The sequence below is a fragment of the Aurantimonas sp. E1-2-R+4 genome (assembly GCF_036549515.1).
GTDB lineage: Bacteria > Pseudomonadota > Alphaproteobacteria > Rhizobiales > Rhizobiaceae > Aurantimonas > Aurantimonas coralicida_A.
Genome location: NZ_JAZHLK010000013.1, coordinates 14506 through 31586 on the forward strand (window position 1 = coordinate 14506; position 17081 = coordinate 31586).

Consider the following 17081-nt stretch of genomic DNA (forward strand, 5'->3'; position numbering starts at 1 on the left):
GGTCGCCGCCAGCGAAGCGGCGAAGGTCGCGCCAAGGAATTTCGAGATGAGTTTTTTCACTGTGATCGTCCTCCCTGTTTTTCGCGAACGGAAACGGCCAACCGGTTCGGGTCGCTGATCCAAGACAAACACAAGCGAGATAGTTTTGCAACCGGTTGCAAAACTTGCTGACGTGCAAAACTTCGCTCGGCGGCGAGGTGAATGCAGAGGGGCGCGGCTCCCTTCAGATCAACCGTTCGGCCGCCGCGCGGAGAAGGCGGGGAGCGGCCCTCCGGCAGGTCAGGGTTTGGCCAGGCTGTGCGCATGACAGCGATTCAAGTCGATCCCGCGAATTCGCGACGGCTCACGTAATATTCAAGGTGAAATTGCGGTTTATTCGTAACGTAAGCATACGGACATTCACGATCGAAGCGTTATGATTACGATCGTCGCGTTATGATGAGAAGTCTTTAAGTATTGTAGGGCTACGGTCGGCGCCCATTGCAATCGAGTACCCGCTTATGCGCGCGCTACCTGACATGTCGATCTTGAGCAGGCGAAAATTGGGCGGCGTGGCGCTCATGGCGCTGCTGTATGTTCTCGGCGGGGCGCTTGGTCTCCAGCTTGCCGTTCCACCCGGATACGCAACCATCATCTGGCCGGCATCCGGAATCGCGACGGTGGGGCTGTTGCTCTATGGACGAGCGCTTTGGCCAGGCGTCTTCCTCGGATCCCTCGTATTGAACGTCGTCGTGAGTGGCGGGATCCATCAAAGCAGCCCTGACCTTCTGGCGATGACCGTCGCAGGGCTCGTCGCGGTCGGATCGACATTGCAGGCATTGCTGGCGGCAACTTTGGTGCGTCGGTTTTTCGGCATTCCGGTGCAATTTTCAGGTCTGAAAGATCTCACGTTTTTCGGCGCGATCTGCGGTCCGCTCGCCTGTCTTGTCGCCGCCAGCGTCGGCGTCGCGACGCTTTATGTCAGTGGCATCCTCTCAGCGGATGCGTTGCTCGGCAATTGGCTGACATGGTGGTTAGGAGACATACTCGGCGTTCTGATTTTCGTGCCGATCGGGCTTCTCAATCCGTGGCGCCCGTGGAGTGTGCGGTGGTCGGGTGGTCCGGTCGCCGGCTTTACGATGGTTGCAATGCTGAGCCTGATCGTCCCGCTGGGCGTGACCTTCTATGCGTGGAAGTTGACGAGCGAGATCACCTTCGAACGCAATCACGCGGCATTTGAAACGCTGGCGGAGGACAGCGCCCACGCTTTGCGGGATCGGCTGGAATCCTACAAACGCAGTCTGGACGGCGGCGCCGGTCTGTTCGCAGCATCCGAAACCGTCTCTCTCGACGAATGGCGGACCTATGTCGACGAGCTCGACATAGAAAGGACTCTGCCGGGCATCAACGGGATCGGCTATATCGAGCCGATCGGCCTGGGCGACGTCGCTTCCTTCGAAGCACGTATGCGGCTCCAGGGCGTACCCGAATTCGCTGTCCATCCCGATACGCCGTCACCGGACGTTTTCGCGATCACTTTCATCGAGCCGCTTGCGCCGAATAGAAAGGCGCTCGGTCTGAACATTGCCTTCGAGGACAATCGCCGAAACGGTGCGGCCGCCGCTCGCGATACCGGGAAGGCGACGATCACCAAACGGATTTTCCTGGTTCAGGATTCGACCAGAAGCGCCGGATTTTTGCTGCTGCGACCGCTTTATCGCAATGGCCCGCGCCTCGATTCAGTGGCGGCCCGCAGGCAAGCTTTTCGAGGCTGGATATACGCTCCCTTCATCAGCAATCGGTTTCTCGGCGAATTGACGTCGAGCCAGGGAACCAACCTTCACCTGACGGTCTATGACGGCGAGGTCGCGAACGGCGATCAGCTTATCTTCTCCAGCAAAGCCGGCGACAGCACCGCGGCGCCGGCGGCCTACAAGATCACGAAGGTGATTTCGGCCATGGAGCAACGCTGGACCGTGGTCTGGGAAAGCACGCCGGCGTTCGAGGCGAGCGTGACCCGCGGGGAACCGTTGCTGGTCCTTCTCGGCGGCATCGCTCTGTCGGCGCTGTTCGGCGCGTTGCAGATTTCCTACGTCCGTCGCGAAGCGTCCATCCGGCGGACTGTCGCCTTGAAGACGCGGGAGATCGCTGCCCGCGAACATGAGAACCGTTCCATCGTCGACACCGCCGTCGTCGCCATCATCCTGCTCGACCGAAATGGCGAGGTGCGCTCGGCCAATCGCGCCACCGAGCTGATTTTTGGCTTTCCCGCCGACGAAGTCGTCGGGGGTCCGATCGCGCGCTTGCTCGATGGCTTCGACGCGAGCAGCCTTGCCCAGTTCCACAAGCGTGGCGAGCAGGAGCCGGAAACCGACCGTCTCCCCAATCTGGTGGAAGCCAGGCGGAAGGATGGCGCCGAACTGTTTCTCGATGTGCAACTCAATGACTGGTTCACCGAAGCCGGCGAATTGCGATACACCGCCATCATCCGCGACGTCACCGTGCAGCGACGCGTCACCCTGGCGCTCGAAGAAGCCGAGAAACGCTGGAACTTTGCGCTCGAAGGCGCCAGTATCGGCGTTTTCGATATCGACCTGACGCGCGGGACGTCATTCGTCTCCGATACTTGGAAGTCGATGCTTGGCTTCGATCGCCAAGAAGAAATCGATGCTCAGCGGGAATGGCTGTCCCGCATCCATCCCGACGATATCGCTACGGTGAAGGCCGCCGACGACGCTTGCATGGAGGGCCGGGCGCCGCGCTCCCAGTCCGAGTACCGGATTCGCCGAAAGGACGGACAGTGGATCTGGTTGCGGTCCGATGCGATCGTTATCGAACGCGCTTCCGATGGAACCGCTTTGCGGATGATCGGCACCCAGACCGAGATCACGGAATTGAAGTCTGCCGAAGCCGCGATGCGAGCAAGCGAGGAAAAGCTGCGCTCCGCCATCGAGCATGCGCCCGTCGGGATGGCCCTGGTCGACCTCGATGGACGATGGTTCAGGGTCAACGAGGCGCTCTGCAAGCTGCTCGGCTACAGCGAAGATCAACTCCGACAACTGGATTTCCAGTCGATCACCCATCCCGACGATCTGGAAACCGACCTCGTGCTCGTCGATCAGCTTCTGAGCGGGGACATCCAGACCTATCAGCTTGAGAAACGGTATATCCACAAGGATGGCCATTCGGTTTGGGGGCAGTTGAGCGTCTCCCTGCCGAAGGACGCCGAGGGCAAACCGGAATATTTCATTTCCCAGATCCAGGATATCAGCGACCGCAAGGAAATGGATCGGGTGAAGACCGAGTTTATCGCCACGGTCAGTCACGAGTTGCGAACGCCCCTGACCTCGATCCGCGGTTCTCTCGGTCTCGTCGTCGGCGCGATGTCAAAAGATCTTCCCACCAACGTGCAGCGACTCTTGACGATCGCGCATAAAAACTGTGAGCGGCTGATCTTTCTCATCAACGACATCCTCGATCTCGAAAAGATCGCGGACGGAAGCATGCATATCGAAAGGAAGGCCGAGGAGCTTGGATCCCTGGTCGCTCAGGCGGTCGAGGCGAACGAGGCCTACGCCGAACAGTTCGACGTTTCCCTGGAGTTCGAGCGGCCGAAAGCCGAGTTTTTTGTCGATGTTGATCAGGCGCGGCTCCAGCAAGTCCTGTCCAATCTCCTGTCGAACGCCGCCAAATTCTCACCGCGCTCCGGCACGGTCGATGTGCGCCTCGAGGTCCTCGGCGAGACCGTGCGCGTCTCGGTCGTCGATCATGGCACCGGGATCTTGCCGGAGTTCCGGTCGAGGATTTTCAGCCGATTCTCACAGGCCGATGGCTCGGCGACGCGCGAGAAGGGGGGCACGGGCCTGGGCTTGCACATCTCCAAGCAGCTCATCGAAAAAATGGGGGGAACCATCGGGTTCGACAGTCAAGCCGGCGAGGGTTCCACCTTCTGGATCGAACTTCCCGCTCTCGATATGCGGTCGCATGCGGATGTCTTGGCTATTGAGAACAGCGCGTTGACCGACGCCACTCGGAACCTGCCGAAAGCGCTTCATATCGAAGACAACAAGGACTTCAGCGAGGTACTGGCCGCCTCACTGAAGGATCGCGTGATGCTGATAAATGCGGCAACTTGTGCTAGCGCGAGGCAGCGGCTTGACGACCAGGAATTCGATCTCGTGATCATCGACCTGGAGCTGCCGGACGGGGATGGCCTCGGGTTGCTCGATCACGAGCGCCTGGCCGACACCGGCGTGCCGGTTATCGTCTTGTCGGCCAGCGATCTTTCCAAGAAGGATCCGCGCATACGGCAGAGCCTGGTGAAATCCAGAACGCCGGACGATCAGATCGTGGACACGATTCTGATGATCGCGGAAGGTGGGAAAGATCCGGAAGTCGTGCATTACGGCGGCGCCAGAGCGTGATCGACAGCAATGGAATTTGCCCACCGCGCCACCCGGTTCCGCAGTCGCTGACAGAGATGAGCGACCGCTCTGCAGGACCGCATGGACGATGGGGCTGCACGATCGGCGGTGAATTGGCTCGTGGTAGAAATGGCACCGCGCGATCACACAGAGCCAGTTATCGTTTACCGCTTATCCCAATGCCGCGGCTGAATGCCGGGCGGCACACCAACCTTCCGGCGACGCGGTCCAAATGACCGATCGTTCCGCAAGATCGACGGCGTTTATGCCTCCTTCGACCACCAACTACACGAGACCGTCACAATGCCAGTCGTGAATCTGATCGAAAGCGCCTCAGTCATCACGCTTGCGGTTTTGTGCGTCAACTTCATCGGCGATCGGCTCGACCGAATGTTCTGGCTCAAGAGCATACTCTTGGGCATCGTTTTCAGCCTGACCGGCCTCATCAGCATGTTATCGCCGGTCAGTCCCGCGCCCGGCATTTTCATCGATGCCCGGAATGTCGTGATCGCATTGTCCGCGATCATCGGCGGGCCGGTCAGCGTCGTTTTCACCGTGCTCACGCTGTCGATCTTCCGTGTATCGGAAGGCGGAGCAGGGGCTTTAACCGGGGTGGCCAGCATCACGCTGGTCGCCGTATTCGCAACTCTCGGATGGCTCTGGATTCACTTCAGGAAAAAGGGTCGTCTCGATTTCACGATTATTCTTGCCGTTGCGACCGTGGCAGCTGCGGTGCCGGTGTTTAGCGTTACGTTTCTCCTGCCCATCAGCGACCCGAAAATTGCCGTCAAAATCCTCTCCTACGTCGTGCCGACCAATCTTTTAGGCGTGATCGTCTTCGGCATCCTCTTTCTGAGGGAACAGCAACGCCGTTGGGCTCTGGCGGCGCTGCTCGATAGCCAGGCTCAGATGAAGGCGGTGGCTAACAACGCGCCCGGTGTCCTTTTTCAAATGGCGCTCACGTCGAGCAACACGCCGCGACTGAGATACCTGTCGGGCGGCGCGAAGCGCGTGATCGGCATTTCGGCGGAGGAGGCGCTCGCCAAGCCAGAGATGCTGACCGGGATGGTGCCCCCGAAGACCATGCAGCGGCTCTCCTTGTTGCTCGCGCAATCGGCGGAAAGCGGTGCTCCCTGGACGATCGAGACCGAATTCACCCGGCCGGACGGCCGGATGCTCTGGATGCGGGCCTCGGCCGAACCGCGCCGGGACCAGACCGGAACGTTGGTGTGGGACGGAACGCTGTTCGACATCTCCGAAGAAAAGCGTAACGAGCAGCTCCGCAACGATTTCATTTCCACCGTCAGTCACGAATTGCGCACACCCCTAACCTCGATTCGCGGTTCGCTCGGCCTGGTCGCCGCCGGAGCGGCCGGCGAAATGTCGTCCAAGGCCACAAAGCTCATCGCGATCGCCCATTCGAACAGCGAACGCCTCGTCCGGTTGATCAACGACATCCTCGACATCGAGAAGATCGAAACCGGTAACATGCCGTTCGCGCCCCGCCCGTTGCAGCTTCGCTCGCTGACCGAGGAAGCCGTGGAAGCGAGCCGGGACTATCTCAGCGATCGCGGCGTTTCCATCGAGATCAAGGATGAGGCACCTGGAGCCGTGGCCGTCGTCGATCCGGACCGGTTCCATCAATTGATTGCCAATCTACTTTCCAACGCCATCAAGTTTTCGCCGCAGAACGGCCAGATCGAGGTGCGCCTAACCCGTTCGACGGATTATCTTCGTATCTCGGTCAAGGACGGGGGAGCCGGAATTCCCGAAGCCTTCCGAGAGCGGATCTTCGGCAAGTTCGAGCAGGCCGACGCCTCCGACACCCGCGCGAAGGGCGGCACAGGTCTGGGGCTCAGCATTGCCAAGGCGATCGTCGAACGCCTTGGCGGTCAGCTTTCATTCGACAGCGAGGTTGGTGTCGGCACCATCTTCCATGTGGATCTGCCGGAGGCGCGAGGCGCCAAAACCAGCGGCGAGGAAGTTGTCCAGGTTTTCAGCCGGGTCACCGGGGGAAAGCGCATCCTCATCTGCGAAGACGACGCCGATGTCGCGGCGGTGATCGCGCATATGATCGACGAACTGGGAATCGCGACGGATATCGCGCCCGATGTGGCAACAGCGCGGGCCTATCTCACCAAGAACCACTACATGGCGATGACCCTCGACATCAAGCTTGGCGGAGGGTCCGGCATTGCGCTCTACGATGAACTGCGATCGATGCATCGCTGCGCCGATCTGCCGGTGATCGTCGTTTCAGCCATCGCCGACGAGACACGGAAAACACTGAATGGCCAGGCAGTCGGCATCGTGGACTGGCTTGCGAAGCCGATCGACTCCGATCGCCTTACGTCCGTCATCCGAGATATCGCGGCGGACGATTTGAGAGCCGGCCCTAAAATCCTGCATGTGGAAGACGATGAGGGAGTTTTGCAGGTGATTTCCGCCAGCCTTGGCGACGGGGTCGATATCACCGGCGCCCGGACGGTCGCGGAAGCGCGACAGAAACTCGGTGCCGCGCACTTCGATCTCATCATTCTCGATCTTTCCCTTCCGGACGGCACGGGGGCAAGTCTGCTGAGCGACATCCCCGCCGATACGGCGATCGTCATCTTCTCGGCCTACGAGATCGACGACGATCTGGCGTCGAGAGTGCATGCCGCGATGACCAAAACGAAGACGTCGGAGGTATCGATGGCCAGATTGATCAAATCCCTGACCTTCAAGCGGTCGAAGCAAAATAATCTCATCAAGCAGGGGGCCGCGTGAGCCTATGTCGAAATACCGTATCCTTTATGTCGATGACGAGGCGGATATCCGCGAAGTCGCGGAAATGTCGCTGGAGCTGGATCCGGCATTCGAGGTGAGAACCTGTTCCTCCGGGGCCGATGCGCTCATGGCGGCGCCGGCGTGGCAGCCCGACCTCATCCTGCTCGACGTGATGATGCCTGGAATGGACGGTCCCGAAACCCTCAAGGCCCTCCGGAGCGACGACAGGACGGCCTCGTGCCCGGTCGTGTTCATCACCGCCAGAACCCAGAGCTACGAGGTCGAGCGCTTTCTCTCGCTCGGGGCGGCCGGCCTGATCGCCAAGCCGTTCGATCCAATGTCGCTGGCTGAGGACGTCAAGCGCTATCTGAGCTGATCGCATCGTCCGAGAGCCGGCCGCTTCCTGCCTGATTGTGCGGAAGAGCGAATACCGCGTCGATTGAGCCTGGTAACGGCCTGTGCCATAGCAAAGCGCGCAAACGCGCCGGGGCGCACGTCGCATGCTCCATGCGATGCCGCGACCGACACTATGCAAGGACTGCCCCATGGCGTTTCGCCCAACGAGCCCCCCGCTGGCCCGCGCTCTCGCGGAACGCGGCTACGAAGACCCGACGCCCGTCCAGGATGCGGTTCTGGAGACGGAGGCGGCAGAGCGCGATCTCCTCGTCTCGGCGCAGACCGGATCGGGCAAGACCATCGCCTATGGCCTGGCGATCGCCTCGACGCTGCTCGGTGACGCGGAGCGGCTGGGGCCGGCCGGCGAGCCGCTGGCGCTGATCGTCGCGCCGACGCGCGAATTGGCGATGCAGGTCACCACCGAGCTGACCTGGCTCTATGCGCAAACCGGCGCGCAGATCGTGACCTGTGTAGGCGGCATGGACCCGCGTGCCGAAAAACGGAAGCTGGCCCATGGTGTCCACATCGTGGTGGGAACGCCCGGCCGCCTGCGCGATCATCTGGAGCGCGGCGCGCTGCGGATCGGCGGGCTCAAGGCCCTTGTCCTGGACGAGGCGGACGAGATGCTCAATCTCGGCTTCCGCGAGGATCTGGAATTCCTGCTCGAGGCGACGCCGCGCGAGCGCCGCACCTTGCTGTTCTCGGCGACCCTGCCGAAGACGATCACCACCATGGCCAAGCGCTATCAGCGCGACGCGCTGCGCATCGAGGCGACGCGCGGTGCCGCCGGCCATGTGGATATCGAGTATCGCGCCATCCGCATCGCGCCGAACGAGATGGAGCACGCGATCGTCAATGTGCTGCGTCTGGCAGACGCGCCGAGCGCGATCGTCTTCTGCAACACGCGTGAGGCGGTGCGCCATCTCTCTTCGGGACTTTTGGAGCGCGGCTTCTCGGCCGTGACGCTGTCCGGCGAACTTGGCCAGAGCGAGCGCAATCAGGCCATGCAGGCGTTGCGTGACGGGCGGGCGCGGGTTTGCGTGGCCACCGACGTCGCGGCGCGGGGCATCGATCTGCCGAGCCTCGGCCTCGTCGTCCACGCGGATCTGCCGAGCGACGCCGAAACCCTGCAACACCGCAGCGGTCGAACCGGCCGCGCCGGCCGCAAGGGCGTGTCGGTGCTGCTGGTGCCGATTTCGCGACGCCGCAAAGCCGAGCGGCTTCTGGCCGAGGCCCGGATCCAGGCGACATGGGGCGGGGCCCCCTCCGCCGACGACATTCGCCGGCTGGACGAACAGCGGCTGTTGTCCGATCCGATCCTGACCCAGGAAGCCAGCGAGGACGATCTGGCCGCCGCCCGCAATTTGCTGGCGACACGATCGCCCGAAGAGATCGCTGCGGCATTGGCGCGGCTCTATCGTTCGCGCCTGCCGTCGCCGGAGGACGTCTTCGATCCCGGCTTCGGCCCCGATCCGAAGGCCGGCAAGGACTACGCGGCCGGTCGTGACCGAACGCCGGGGCGCGGCAAGGAGCACGTGCGCGGCGGCCCCACGGTGTGGTTCCACATGGATGTCGGCCGGCGCAACAATGCCGATCCAAAATGGATTCTGCCGCTGCTGTGCCGGCGCGGCAAGATCACCCGCGAAGAGATCGGTGCGATCAAGATCTTCGACCGCGAGACCAAGGTCGAGATCAGCGAGAGTGTCGCCAAAAAATTCGCCGCCGCGGCCGAGGTCAGCGACGGCGACGACATCACGATCTCGATGACCGATTCACCCGGCGATGGCGGAGCGCGCGCGGGCAGGGGGCCGTCGGGCAAGCCGCGCGGCAAGAAGCCCTATCAAGGCAAGCGCCAGGACGGCGCCCCAACCTCGGATAAGCCCCAGGGCAAGCCGCGCCGCCCCAAACGCCCGAAGGTCTGAACGCCAGGCCGTCCCGGGCGGGTGCAGGGATCAGATGTCGACCTTGTCGCCGCCCTTGAGCTGCAGGATTTCGCGGGCTTCGTCGGGCGAGGCCACGTCCAGCCCCAGGCCCTCGATGATGGAGCGGGCCAGGCGAACCTGATCGGCATTCGAGGTCGCCAGCTTGCCGGCACCGGCCCATAGCGAGTCCTCCAGTCCGACGCGGATATTTCCACCCATCGCCGCGGCCTGTGCGGCGATGGCCAGTTGGTGACGGCCGGCGCCGAGTACCGACCAGCGATACTGATCCCCGAACAGCCGGTCGGCCGTCCGCTTCATGTGCATGACGTCTTCCGGGTGCGGCCCGATCCCGCCGAGCAGGCCGAAGACGGACTGCACGAACAGCGGCGGCTTCACCAGACCCCGGTCGAGGAAATGCTTCAGATTGTAGAGATGCCCGATGTCGTAGCACTCGAACTCGAAGCGCGTGCCGTTATCGTAGCAGGTCTCCAGGATGTACTCGATGTCCTTGAAGGTGTTGCGGAAGACGAGATCGCGCGTGTTGGCGAGGTGTTCCTTCTCCCACGGATGCTGGAACTCCTTGTATTTGTCGAGCAGGTGAAACAGGCCGAAATTCATCGACCCCATGTTGAGGGATGCGACCTCCGGCTTGAACCGCGCCGCCGGCAGGATGCGTTCTTCGACCTTCATGTAGGGGCTGCCGCCGGAGGTGATGTTGATGACCGCCCCGGTCTGTTGCTTGATGCGCGGCAGGAAGCGCGCGAAAGCCTCGACCGTCTGATCCGGCTTGCCGGTCTCAGGATCGCGGGCGTGGAGATGCAGGATCGCCGCGCCGGCTTCGGCGGCGGCCACGGCATCGGTGACGATCTCATCCGGCGTGATCGGCAGATGCGGCGACATGGTCGGCGTGTGGATTGCGCCGGTGACGGCGCAGGTGATGATGACTTTGCGTTGGGCCATAGCCGTCTCCTTCAGGATTTGATGTCGCGGTCGGATTGCCGCTTGTGCGCGGCAAGGGCCATCAGGCGCCGGTCACGCCATTGCTGCCGGGCGCCTAACTCGTCTTCAGGCAAGCGCTCGCGGCGGACCTTTTCGACCGTCTCGATAACCGGGCCGGCCCAATCGACGCGCCGGCGCTGCGATGGCGCGATGGTCTCATAGATGCCTTGGTAGCGCGTCACGTAGTCGCGGACGCCGCCGGGGGCGTTGAGGTCGATGGTCTCGAACGGCCCCATGAAACTCCAGCGTAGCGCCAAGCCTTCCCGAATGCCGATGTCGACGTCCTCTGGATCGGCAAAGCCGTCATGAACGAGGCGAAACGCTTCTTCGAGCAACGCCCCCTGCATGCGGTTCATGACGAAGCCGTCGATCTCGCGCTTCATCACGATCGGCGACTGGCCGGCCTGGCGCATCAAACTCGCGGTCCGATCGCGCGCGTCGGCGCTGGTCCAGGGCGCCGGAACGACTTCCACGGCCGGTACGAGATAGGGCGGGTTGATCGGATGGGCGACCAGACAGCGCTCACGGGTGCGAAGATGCTCGCTGAACAAGGACGGCAGGATCGCCGAGGTCGATGAGGCGAGCACCGCGTCGGCGTCGGCATGCTGTTCCAGTTCGCTGAAGACCGCGCGCTTGATCGCCAGATCTTCGGGCGTGTTCTCCTGCACATGCACCGCGCCGTCGAGCGCGGCGGGCAGGGAGGGCGCCAGGGCGATGCGGCGAAGCACGGCCTCGGGCGTCGCGCCGTTCAAAAGGTCGAATTCGGCCAATGATGGCAGGACCTCGGCGATATAGGCCCGCGCGCTTTCGGGAGCGCCGTCCTGGCGGTCGAACAGCGCGACGTCGTGCCCGGCGCGGGCGAAGGTGATGGCCCAGGCGCGGCCGATCAGGCCGCAACCGACGATGGCGATCTTGGTCATGGATTCTCCTTGCCGTTCAGAGCCAAAGGACCTCCCGGCGCAGATCGAGATCGCGCGCCAGCGGCCGGGCGGGTCCTTCATGCACGACGCGACCGCGTTCGAGCACTGTCACCCGATCGGCGAGATTGAGCACGAGATCGAGATGATGATCGACGATCAGGATCGAAACCTCGCTGCGCAGCTTGTCGAAGGCATCGAACAGCTCTTCGGTGATCGCCGGGGACAATCCCTCGAAGGGTTCGTCCAGCAGCAACAGCCGGGTGTCGCCGACGAGCGCGCGGGCTACCGCGACCATCTGTTGTTCGCCGCCCGACAGGCGGTCGGCATCGATGTCGAGCCGTTCGCGAAGCCGCGGAAAGAATTCGAGCACCCGTTCCTCGGTCCAGTGGCGGCCATTGCCGGTCAGCCGCCGCAGGCGTCCCAATTCGAGGTTCTGGCGCACCGACATGCCGGAAAACAGTCCCCGGCCCTGCGGGACGTATCCAACCCCACGGCGCGCGATTTCGGCGGAGGCAAGGCCTGCGATGTTCTCGCCAGCCAAGGTCGCCTCGCCCGTCGCGGGCGGAGCGATGCCGATCAAGGTCTTCAGCAAGGTGGTCTTGCCCGCCCCATTACGGCCGAGCAGGGCGACGATCTCGCCGTGATGGACGTCCAGCGAGACGTCCGAAAGGATCTGGCTCTTGCCGTAGAAGGTATCGATCCCCTTGAGGCCGAGCAGCAGTTCCGGCCGGGCGGCCGAGACGAGTTCGCGCGCGGCGAGCGCGGCGACGCCCGAGCCGATATAAATGTCCTGGACGCGCTTGTCGGTGCGAACCTCTTCCGCGCTCCCGTCGACGAGGACCTCGCCGCCATTCATCACGGTAACGGCATCCGCCAGATCGAAGACGCGGTCGATGTCATGTTCGACCAGGAGCACCGGGATGTCGTCGGCGATCTGGCGAATCAGACGGCCGATCCGTTCGCGCTCTGCCGCGGCTAGGCCCGCCAGTGGCTCGTCCAGCAGCAGCATGCGCGGCTTCGAGGTGATGGCGAGTCCCATGTCGAGCACCCGCTGTCCGCCATAGGACAGCGCGCCGGCCTCGGCCGTCTCCATGCCGCGGACGCCGAGAAAGCGGATGATCTCTGCGGTTTCCTGATTGATCGCCGTGATCCCTTTCGCGCCGATCCACGGATTGAACCGGCTGGCGTGGGTCGCCTGGACGCCCAGTCGCAGGTTCTCCTCGACGCTGAGGGTCGGGAAGAGATTGGTGATCTGGAACGAGCGGGCCAAACCCCGGCGGCAGACCGCCTCGGGCGGCAGGCCCGCAATGCTCTCATCGCCAAGGGTCACCTTGCCGCGACTGGGCGCGAACATGCCGGAGATGAGGTTGAACGCGCTCGTCTTGCCGGCGCCGTTGGGACCGATCAGCGCATGCAGGGTTCGATTGCGGACGATGAAGCTTGCGTCGCGCACCGCCTGGACGGAGCCAAAATTCTTGGCCAACCCGGCGACGCGAAGCAGCGGCTCGCGGTCGGCATCCTTGCGGCGCAGAAAGGCGGGCAGCGGTTCGCCCTCGGCGATGCTGCGGTTGGCCATCGCGGCGGCGCCCGTGCGCTTCGGCAGGAACGGGTCGATGATGCGCCCGGCCACGCCCACGAGACCGGAGGGCGAGAACATGATGAAACCGACGAACAGCAGGCCGAAATAGAACAGCCAATCGCCGGTCCATTGCGACAGGAACTCGCGGAACAGCACGTAGAACAGCGCGCCGAGGGCCGGGCCGAGGAAGCTGCGCGAGCCGCCGATCAGCACCATCGCAAGGAGTTCGCCGGAAAAGGCCGGCGATACGGGGTCGGCCGAAGCGAAGCGGTGATGGAAGAGAAACAGGACGCCGGCAAGGGCGGTGACAGTCGCCGAGACGACGAAACAGATCAGCTTGTAGGACGGTGTCGCGTAGCCGAGGAAGCGCGCCCGCTCCTCGTTTTCCCGGATCGCGACGAGAACCGTGCCGATCGGCGAGCGGACGAAGCGCTGCAGTCCGAAGAATACGGCGAAGACCACGATGGCGGCGAGCACGTAATAGGAGTCGCTGTTCACCGTCGAGAGGCCGAACGGGGCCGGGCGGGTAATGCCGCCGAGGCCGTTTTCACCGCCGGTCACCTCCGTCCAGCGAAATGCGATGGCGTAGCCGAGGGCCGTGAGGGCGAGGGTCAGCAGCGAGAAATAGACGCCCTTGCGCCGCAGGATCAGGAAGCCAAGGACGGTGGCCATGATCGCCACGGTGGCGATCGAGATCAGCGCCGGCAGCAGCATCTGGTCAGGAAACCAGTGGAGATGGGCCAGCGCGGCGGCGTAGACGCCGATGCCGAACCACAGCCCGTTGCCGAAGGAGATCAGCCCGGTGTAGCCGAACAAAAGATTCAGCGCGAGCGCGGCCGTGGCGAGCACGATCACGTCGATGGCGGAATCGACCGTCAGGCCGATCGCTTCCATGAAGAACGGCAGGACGACAAGCGCCGCCAACGCGATGACGATGTTGAGAGACCGTGACAGCATGGGAGCGCCCTACTCGAACCTGGCGATCCGCTCGCCGAATAGGCCGCGAGGCCTGACGAGCAGCACGAGCAGCATCAAAATGTACATCGAGGCTTCGGCGGCCGGCGGATAGAAATAGATGGTTAGCCCTCGGACCACTCCGACGAGGAGCGCCGCGACGATCACCCCCCAGAACGACCCCAGCCCACCGATCACCACGACCACGAAAGCGGGGATGAGAATCTCGGCTCCCATGGCCGGGTGAATGCCGGTGATGGGCGCCATCATCGTTCCGGCCAGTCCGGCGAGGCCGAGGCCAAGGGCGGCGACGGCGGTCAGATACGGCTTCAGGGAGATGCCGAGCGCGCCGACCATGTCGGGCGCCTGGATGCCGGCCCGCACGATCCGGCCGAACGGCGTTCGCTGCAAGAGCAGCCAGAGACCGGCCACCGCGGCGGTGGCGACGATCAGGATGGCGAAGCGATAGCGCGAATAGATGAAGTCGCCGATAAAGATCTGGCCGCTGAGAAATTGCGGGATCGAAAAGGGACGCGGGCTCGCGCCGAAGATCATGCGAAGCGACTGCTCGATGACCATGGCGAGCCCGAAGGTCAGCAGCAGGCTCAGCGCCGGATCGGCTTTGTAGAAAGGCCGCAGGAAGACCCGTTCGACCCCCACGCCGATAACCGCCACCAAGAGCGGCGCGGCCACGAAGGCCGGATAGCCGATGGTGTCGAACAGCAGGACGACCAGATACGCGCCGATCGCGTAGAAACCGCCATGCGCCAGATTAACGATGCCGCCGAGCGAAAAGATCAGCGACAGGCCGAGCGCGATCAGCAGATAATTGACGCCGACGAACAGGCCATTGACGACCTGTTCGAGGACAAAGATGGCTTCCAGGGGCAAGGTACGACCCTCAGCGGTGATCGGAAGACTTCAAAACCCGTCGGCGCGACGAGCGGCGCCGCGCCGACGAACCCGATACGACGAACCTATGCGGCGTTGAAGCTACAGGCGTTCTCGGCCTCGGTCGGCGCGATCGCCTCCAGATCGTCGCCTTCGCCCGGCACCGCCGCGCCGAGCAGCATCAGATCCCACTCGTCCTCCAGCTGGTCGAGTGGCTTGGCCGTCATTGTGTACATTTCCTGGATGAGCTGGTGGTCGCGCTTGCGGAAATAGCCCTCGCGCGCCTTCAGGATATCCAGTTTCGGCTCGCCCTCGAAATACTCCAGAACGGCGTCGGTCTCGGTCGACTTGGTCTCGGTCATCGCCTGCGCGACCAGCTTGGTGGCGAGATAATCGCCCCAGGCCTGGTTGTCTGGCGGTTTGCCCCATTTGGCGGTGAAGGCCTGGACGAATGCCTGCGCGCCGGGGTTCTCCAGCTTGTGATGCCACACGACCGGCCATTCGCCACCGAAATTGCCCTTGCCGGCGCCCCAGGCGACGGCGGTGTCGAAGCCGAAACCGCCATAGGGAAAGTCGAGGCCGTACTCGGTATACTGCTTGACGAAATTGGTGATCTGATTTCCGGCGAGGTTGGAGATGATGAGATCGGGTTTCGCCTGCCGGATCTTCAGGATGTAGGCGCTGAAATCGGTGGCGTCGGTCGGAACCAGATCCTCCCATGCGACGGTGCCGTTGTTGGCTTCGATGAAGTTCTTGCCGACGCGGGAAAGATCCTGGCCGTAGGCGTAGTCGGCGGTGAGGAAGTAGATCTTCTTGCCGTCGATCAGGCCGTCGCGCAGGAAGGCGGAGCCGACCCCCTTCACATATTGGGAGTTCGACGCCTCGACGTGGAACATGTAGCGGCTGCAGTCGCTGCCGCGCAGGGCATCGGAGTTGCAGCCGGTGTTGAAGAACAGCTTCTTGTTCCGTTCGACGACCTGCGCGATCGCGAGGCCGGACGCCGAGCTGATTTCGCCGATGATGCAGGCGACGTTGTCGCGGGTGATATAGCGCTCGGCCTTGGTCGACGCCGTGGCCGGATTGACGCTGTCCTCCATCAGGAGCTCGATCTGGCGGCCGTCGATGCCGCCGGCGGCGTTGAGTTCCTCGACCGCCAGCTGGACGCCGAGCTGGGCGTATTCGCCGAGGGGCCCGAGAAAGCCGGTCAGCGGCGTCAAATGGCCGATCTTGACGACCTCGCTTTGTGCCCGGGCGATAAAGGGTGTTCCGAGGCCGGCGACGAGCGCCGCCGTGCCGATGCCCTTGATGACCTGTCTGCGGTGGGGCCGGATATGCGAACTGGACATTCTTCTTCCTCCCAATGGATCCGTCTGAAGGGGCTCCCTCGGCTCGTGATCCGCGGGACCCGCGGGGACGGCCTGCTGTCCCTCCACTCAGATTGTCATTTGTGATCACACATGACACATCTAGCAAAACGTGCTTTCGTGTCTGAGTCCAGCCATAAGGTTGGCAAACGAGGAATTTATTTCATGAGCGTCGTCGAGACGGGTATCGCCGACAAGATGCCGCGGGTGTCGCGGGTCACGCTCGGAGAGCACGTCTACCGTGATCTGCGGGAGCTGATTCTGGCGGGGCAGGTGGCGCCCGGCGAGAAGTTCACGCTGCGCGGCCTGGCCGAGGCCGTCGGCACCAGTCCGATGCCGGTGCGCGAGGCAGTCGGCCGGCTATCGGCGGAAGGGGCGCTGGAAATCCTGCCGAACCGGGCGATCCGGGTGCCGATCATGACCCGCGAGCGGTTCGGCGAATTGACGATCATCCGCATGGAAGTGGAAGGTCTCGCCGCTCAGTTCGCGGCGGAACGGGCCGACGCCGCGCAGATCGCCGTCGCTTGCGCCCATCACGAACGCTTTGCCGCCGAGAGCCGGCACCGCGACCCCGACGGGGCGGTCGCGCTGAAGGCCAACAAGGAGCTGCATTTCGCCGTCTATGCGGCGGCGGACATGCCGCAACTGCAACAGATCATCGACGGGTTGTGGCTGCAGGTCGGGCCGGTCATCAACCTCGATCTGCGCGCTAGCGGGCGCCGGCTGAAAGAGGTCGAGGCCCACAAGCACCATGCCCGGCTCATCGCGGCGCTGAAGGCAAGGCAGGCCGATGAGGCCCGCGCCGCCGTCGCGGCGGATATCCGGGACGCGGCGGATTTCATCCTGGCGAACGGCAATCTGCCGTCCGCCTCAATCTGAGAACG

General features: G+C 63.3%; 10 protein-coding genes. 5 read left to right on the forward strand and 5 right to left on the reverse strand.

Features of this window, described 5'->3' with window-relative positions; genetic code table 11:
* The first annotated feature begins 500 nt into the window (after window positions 1-500).
* The 4 genes from VQ045_RS08145 (at window position 501) to VQ045_RS08160 (ending at window position 9490) form a co-directional block, all read left to right on the forward strand.
* Window positions 501-4403 (forward strand): PAS domain S-box protein, encoded by a 3903-nt coding sequence (locus VQ045_RS08145; protein WP_331829768.1) that lies wholly within the window; start codon window positions 501-503, stop codon window positions 4401-4403.
* Window positions 4404-4706: 303 nt separating this feature from the next.
* Window positions 4707-7172, forward strand: a complete 2466-nt coding sequence (locus tag VQ045_RS08150) for a hybrid sensor histidine kinase/response regulator (RefSeq protein WP_331829769.1) — start codon at window positions 4707-4709, stop codon at window positions 7170-7172.
* Between the two features lie 4 nt (window positions 7173-7176).
* Entirely contained in the window at window positions 7177-7548 is a 372-nt protein-coding gene (locus VQ045_RS08155) for a response regulator (protein ID WP_327646622.1), read from the forward strand.
* Between the two features lie 169 nt (window positions 7549-7717).
* Window positions 7718-9490, forward strand: a complete 1773-nt coding sequence (locus tag VQ045_RS08160) for a DEAD/DEAH box helicase (protein WP_327646621.1) — start codon at window positions 7718-7720, stop codon at window positions 9488-9490.
* A gap of 30 nt (window positions 9491-9520) precedes the next feature.
* On the opposite strand, the gene VQ045_RS08165 is transcribed toward VQ045_RS08160, so the two are convergent.
* The 5 genes from VQ045_RS08165 to VQ045_RS08185 form a co-directional block, all read right to left on the reverse strand.
* A complete protein-coding gene (locus tag VQ045_RS08165; RefSeq protein WP_327623445.1) occupies window positions 9521-10450 on the reverse strand; it encodes a 3-keto-5-aminohexanoate cleavage protein in 930 nt (309 codons plus the stop codon).
* 11 nt (window positions 10451-10461) lie between these two features.
* Entirely contained in the window at window positions 10462-11409 is a 948-nt protein-coding gene (locus VQ045_RS08170) for a 3-hydroxyacyl-CoA dehydrogenase (protein ID WP_331829770.1), read from the reverse strand.
* Between the two features lie 16 nt (window positions 11410-11425).
* Window positions 11426-13945 (reverse strand): branched-chain amino acid ABC transporter ATP-binding protein/permease, encoded by a 2520-nt coding sequence (locus VQ045_RS08175; protein WP_331829771.1) that lies wholly within the window; start codon window positions 13943-13945, stop codon window positions 11426-11428.
* A gap of 9 nt (window positions 13946-13954) precedes the next feature.
* Window positions 13955-14827 carry a branched-chain amino acid ABC transporter permease gene (locus tag VQ045_RS08180; RefSeq protein WP_331829814.1) on the reverse strand — a complete coding sequence of 291 codons (873 nt, stop codon included), beginning with the start codon at window positions 14825-14827 and terminating at the stop codon, window positions 13955-13957.
* A 92-nt stretch (window positions 14828-14919) separates the two neighbouring features.
* Window positions 14920-16179 (reverse strand): ABC transporter substrate-binding protein, encoded by a 1260-nt coding sequence (locus VQ045_RS08185; protein ID WP_331829772.1) that lies wholly within the window; start codon window positions 16177-16179, stop codon window positions 14920-14922.
* A 183-nt stretch (window positions 16180-16362) separates the two neighbouring features.
* On the opposite strand from VQ045_RS08185, the gene VQ045_RS08190 reads away from it, so the two are divergent.
* The gene (locus VQ045_RS08190) at window positions 16363-17076 is read left to right on the forward strand and encodes a GntR family transcriptional regulator (protein WP_331829773.1); all 714 of its coding nucleotides are present in this window, start codon (window positions 16363-16365) and stop codon (window positions 17074-17076) included.
* The last annotated feature ends 5 nt before the right edge of the window (window positions 17077-17081 follow it).

Bases quoted from the DNA above. Each gene is read 5' to 3' on its own strand.
- VQ045_RS08145 (WP_331829768.1), top strand. From the start codon at position 501: ATGCGCGCGCTACCTGACATGTCGATCTTGAGCAGGCGAAAATTGGGC.
- VQ045_RS08150 (WP_331829769.1), top strand. From the start codon at position 4,707: ATGCCAGTCGTGAATCTGATCGAAAGCGCCTCAGTCATCACGCTTGCG.
- VQ045_RS08155 (WP_327646622.1), top strand. From the start codon at position 7,177: ATGTCGAAATACCGTATCCTTTATGTCGATGACGAGGCGGATATCCGC.
- VQ045_RS08160 (WP_327646621.1), top strand. From the start codon at position 7,718: ATGGCGTTTCGCCCAACGAGCCCCCCGCTGGCCCGCGCTCTCGCGGAA.
- VQ045_RS08165 (WP_327623445.1), bottom strand. From the start codon at position 10,450: ATGGCCCAACGCAAAGTCATCATCACCTGCGCCGTCACCGGCGCAATC.
- VQ045_RS08170 (WP_331829770.1), bottom strand. From the start codon at position 11,409: ATGACCAAGATCGCCATCGTCGGTTGCGGCCTGATCGGCCGCGCCTGG.
- VQ045_RS08175 (WP_331829771.1), bottom strand. From the start codon at position 13,945: ATGCTGTCACGGTCTCTCAACATCGTCATCGCGTTGGCGGCGCTTGTC.
- VQ045_RS08185 (WP_331829772.1), bottom strand. From the start codon at position 16,179: ATGTCCAGTTCGCATATCCGGCCCCACCGCAGACAGGTCATCAAGGGC.
- VQ045_RS08190 (WP_331829773.1), top strand. From the start codon at position 16,363: ATGAGCGTCGTCGAGACGGGTATCGCCGACAAGATGCCGCGGGTGTCG.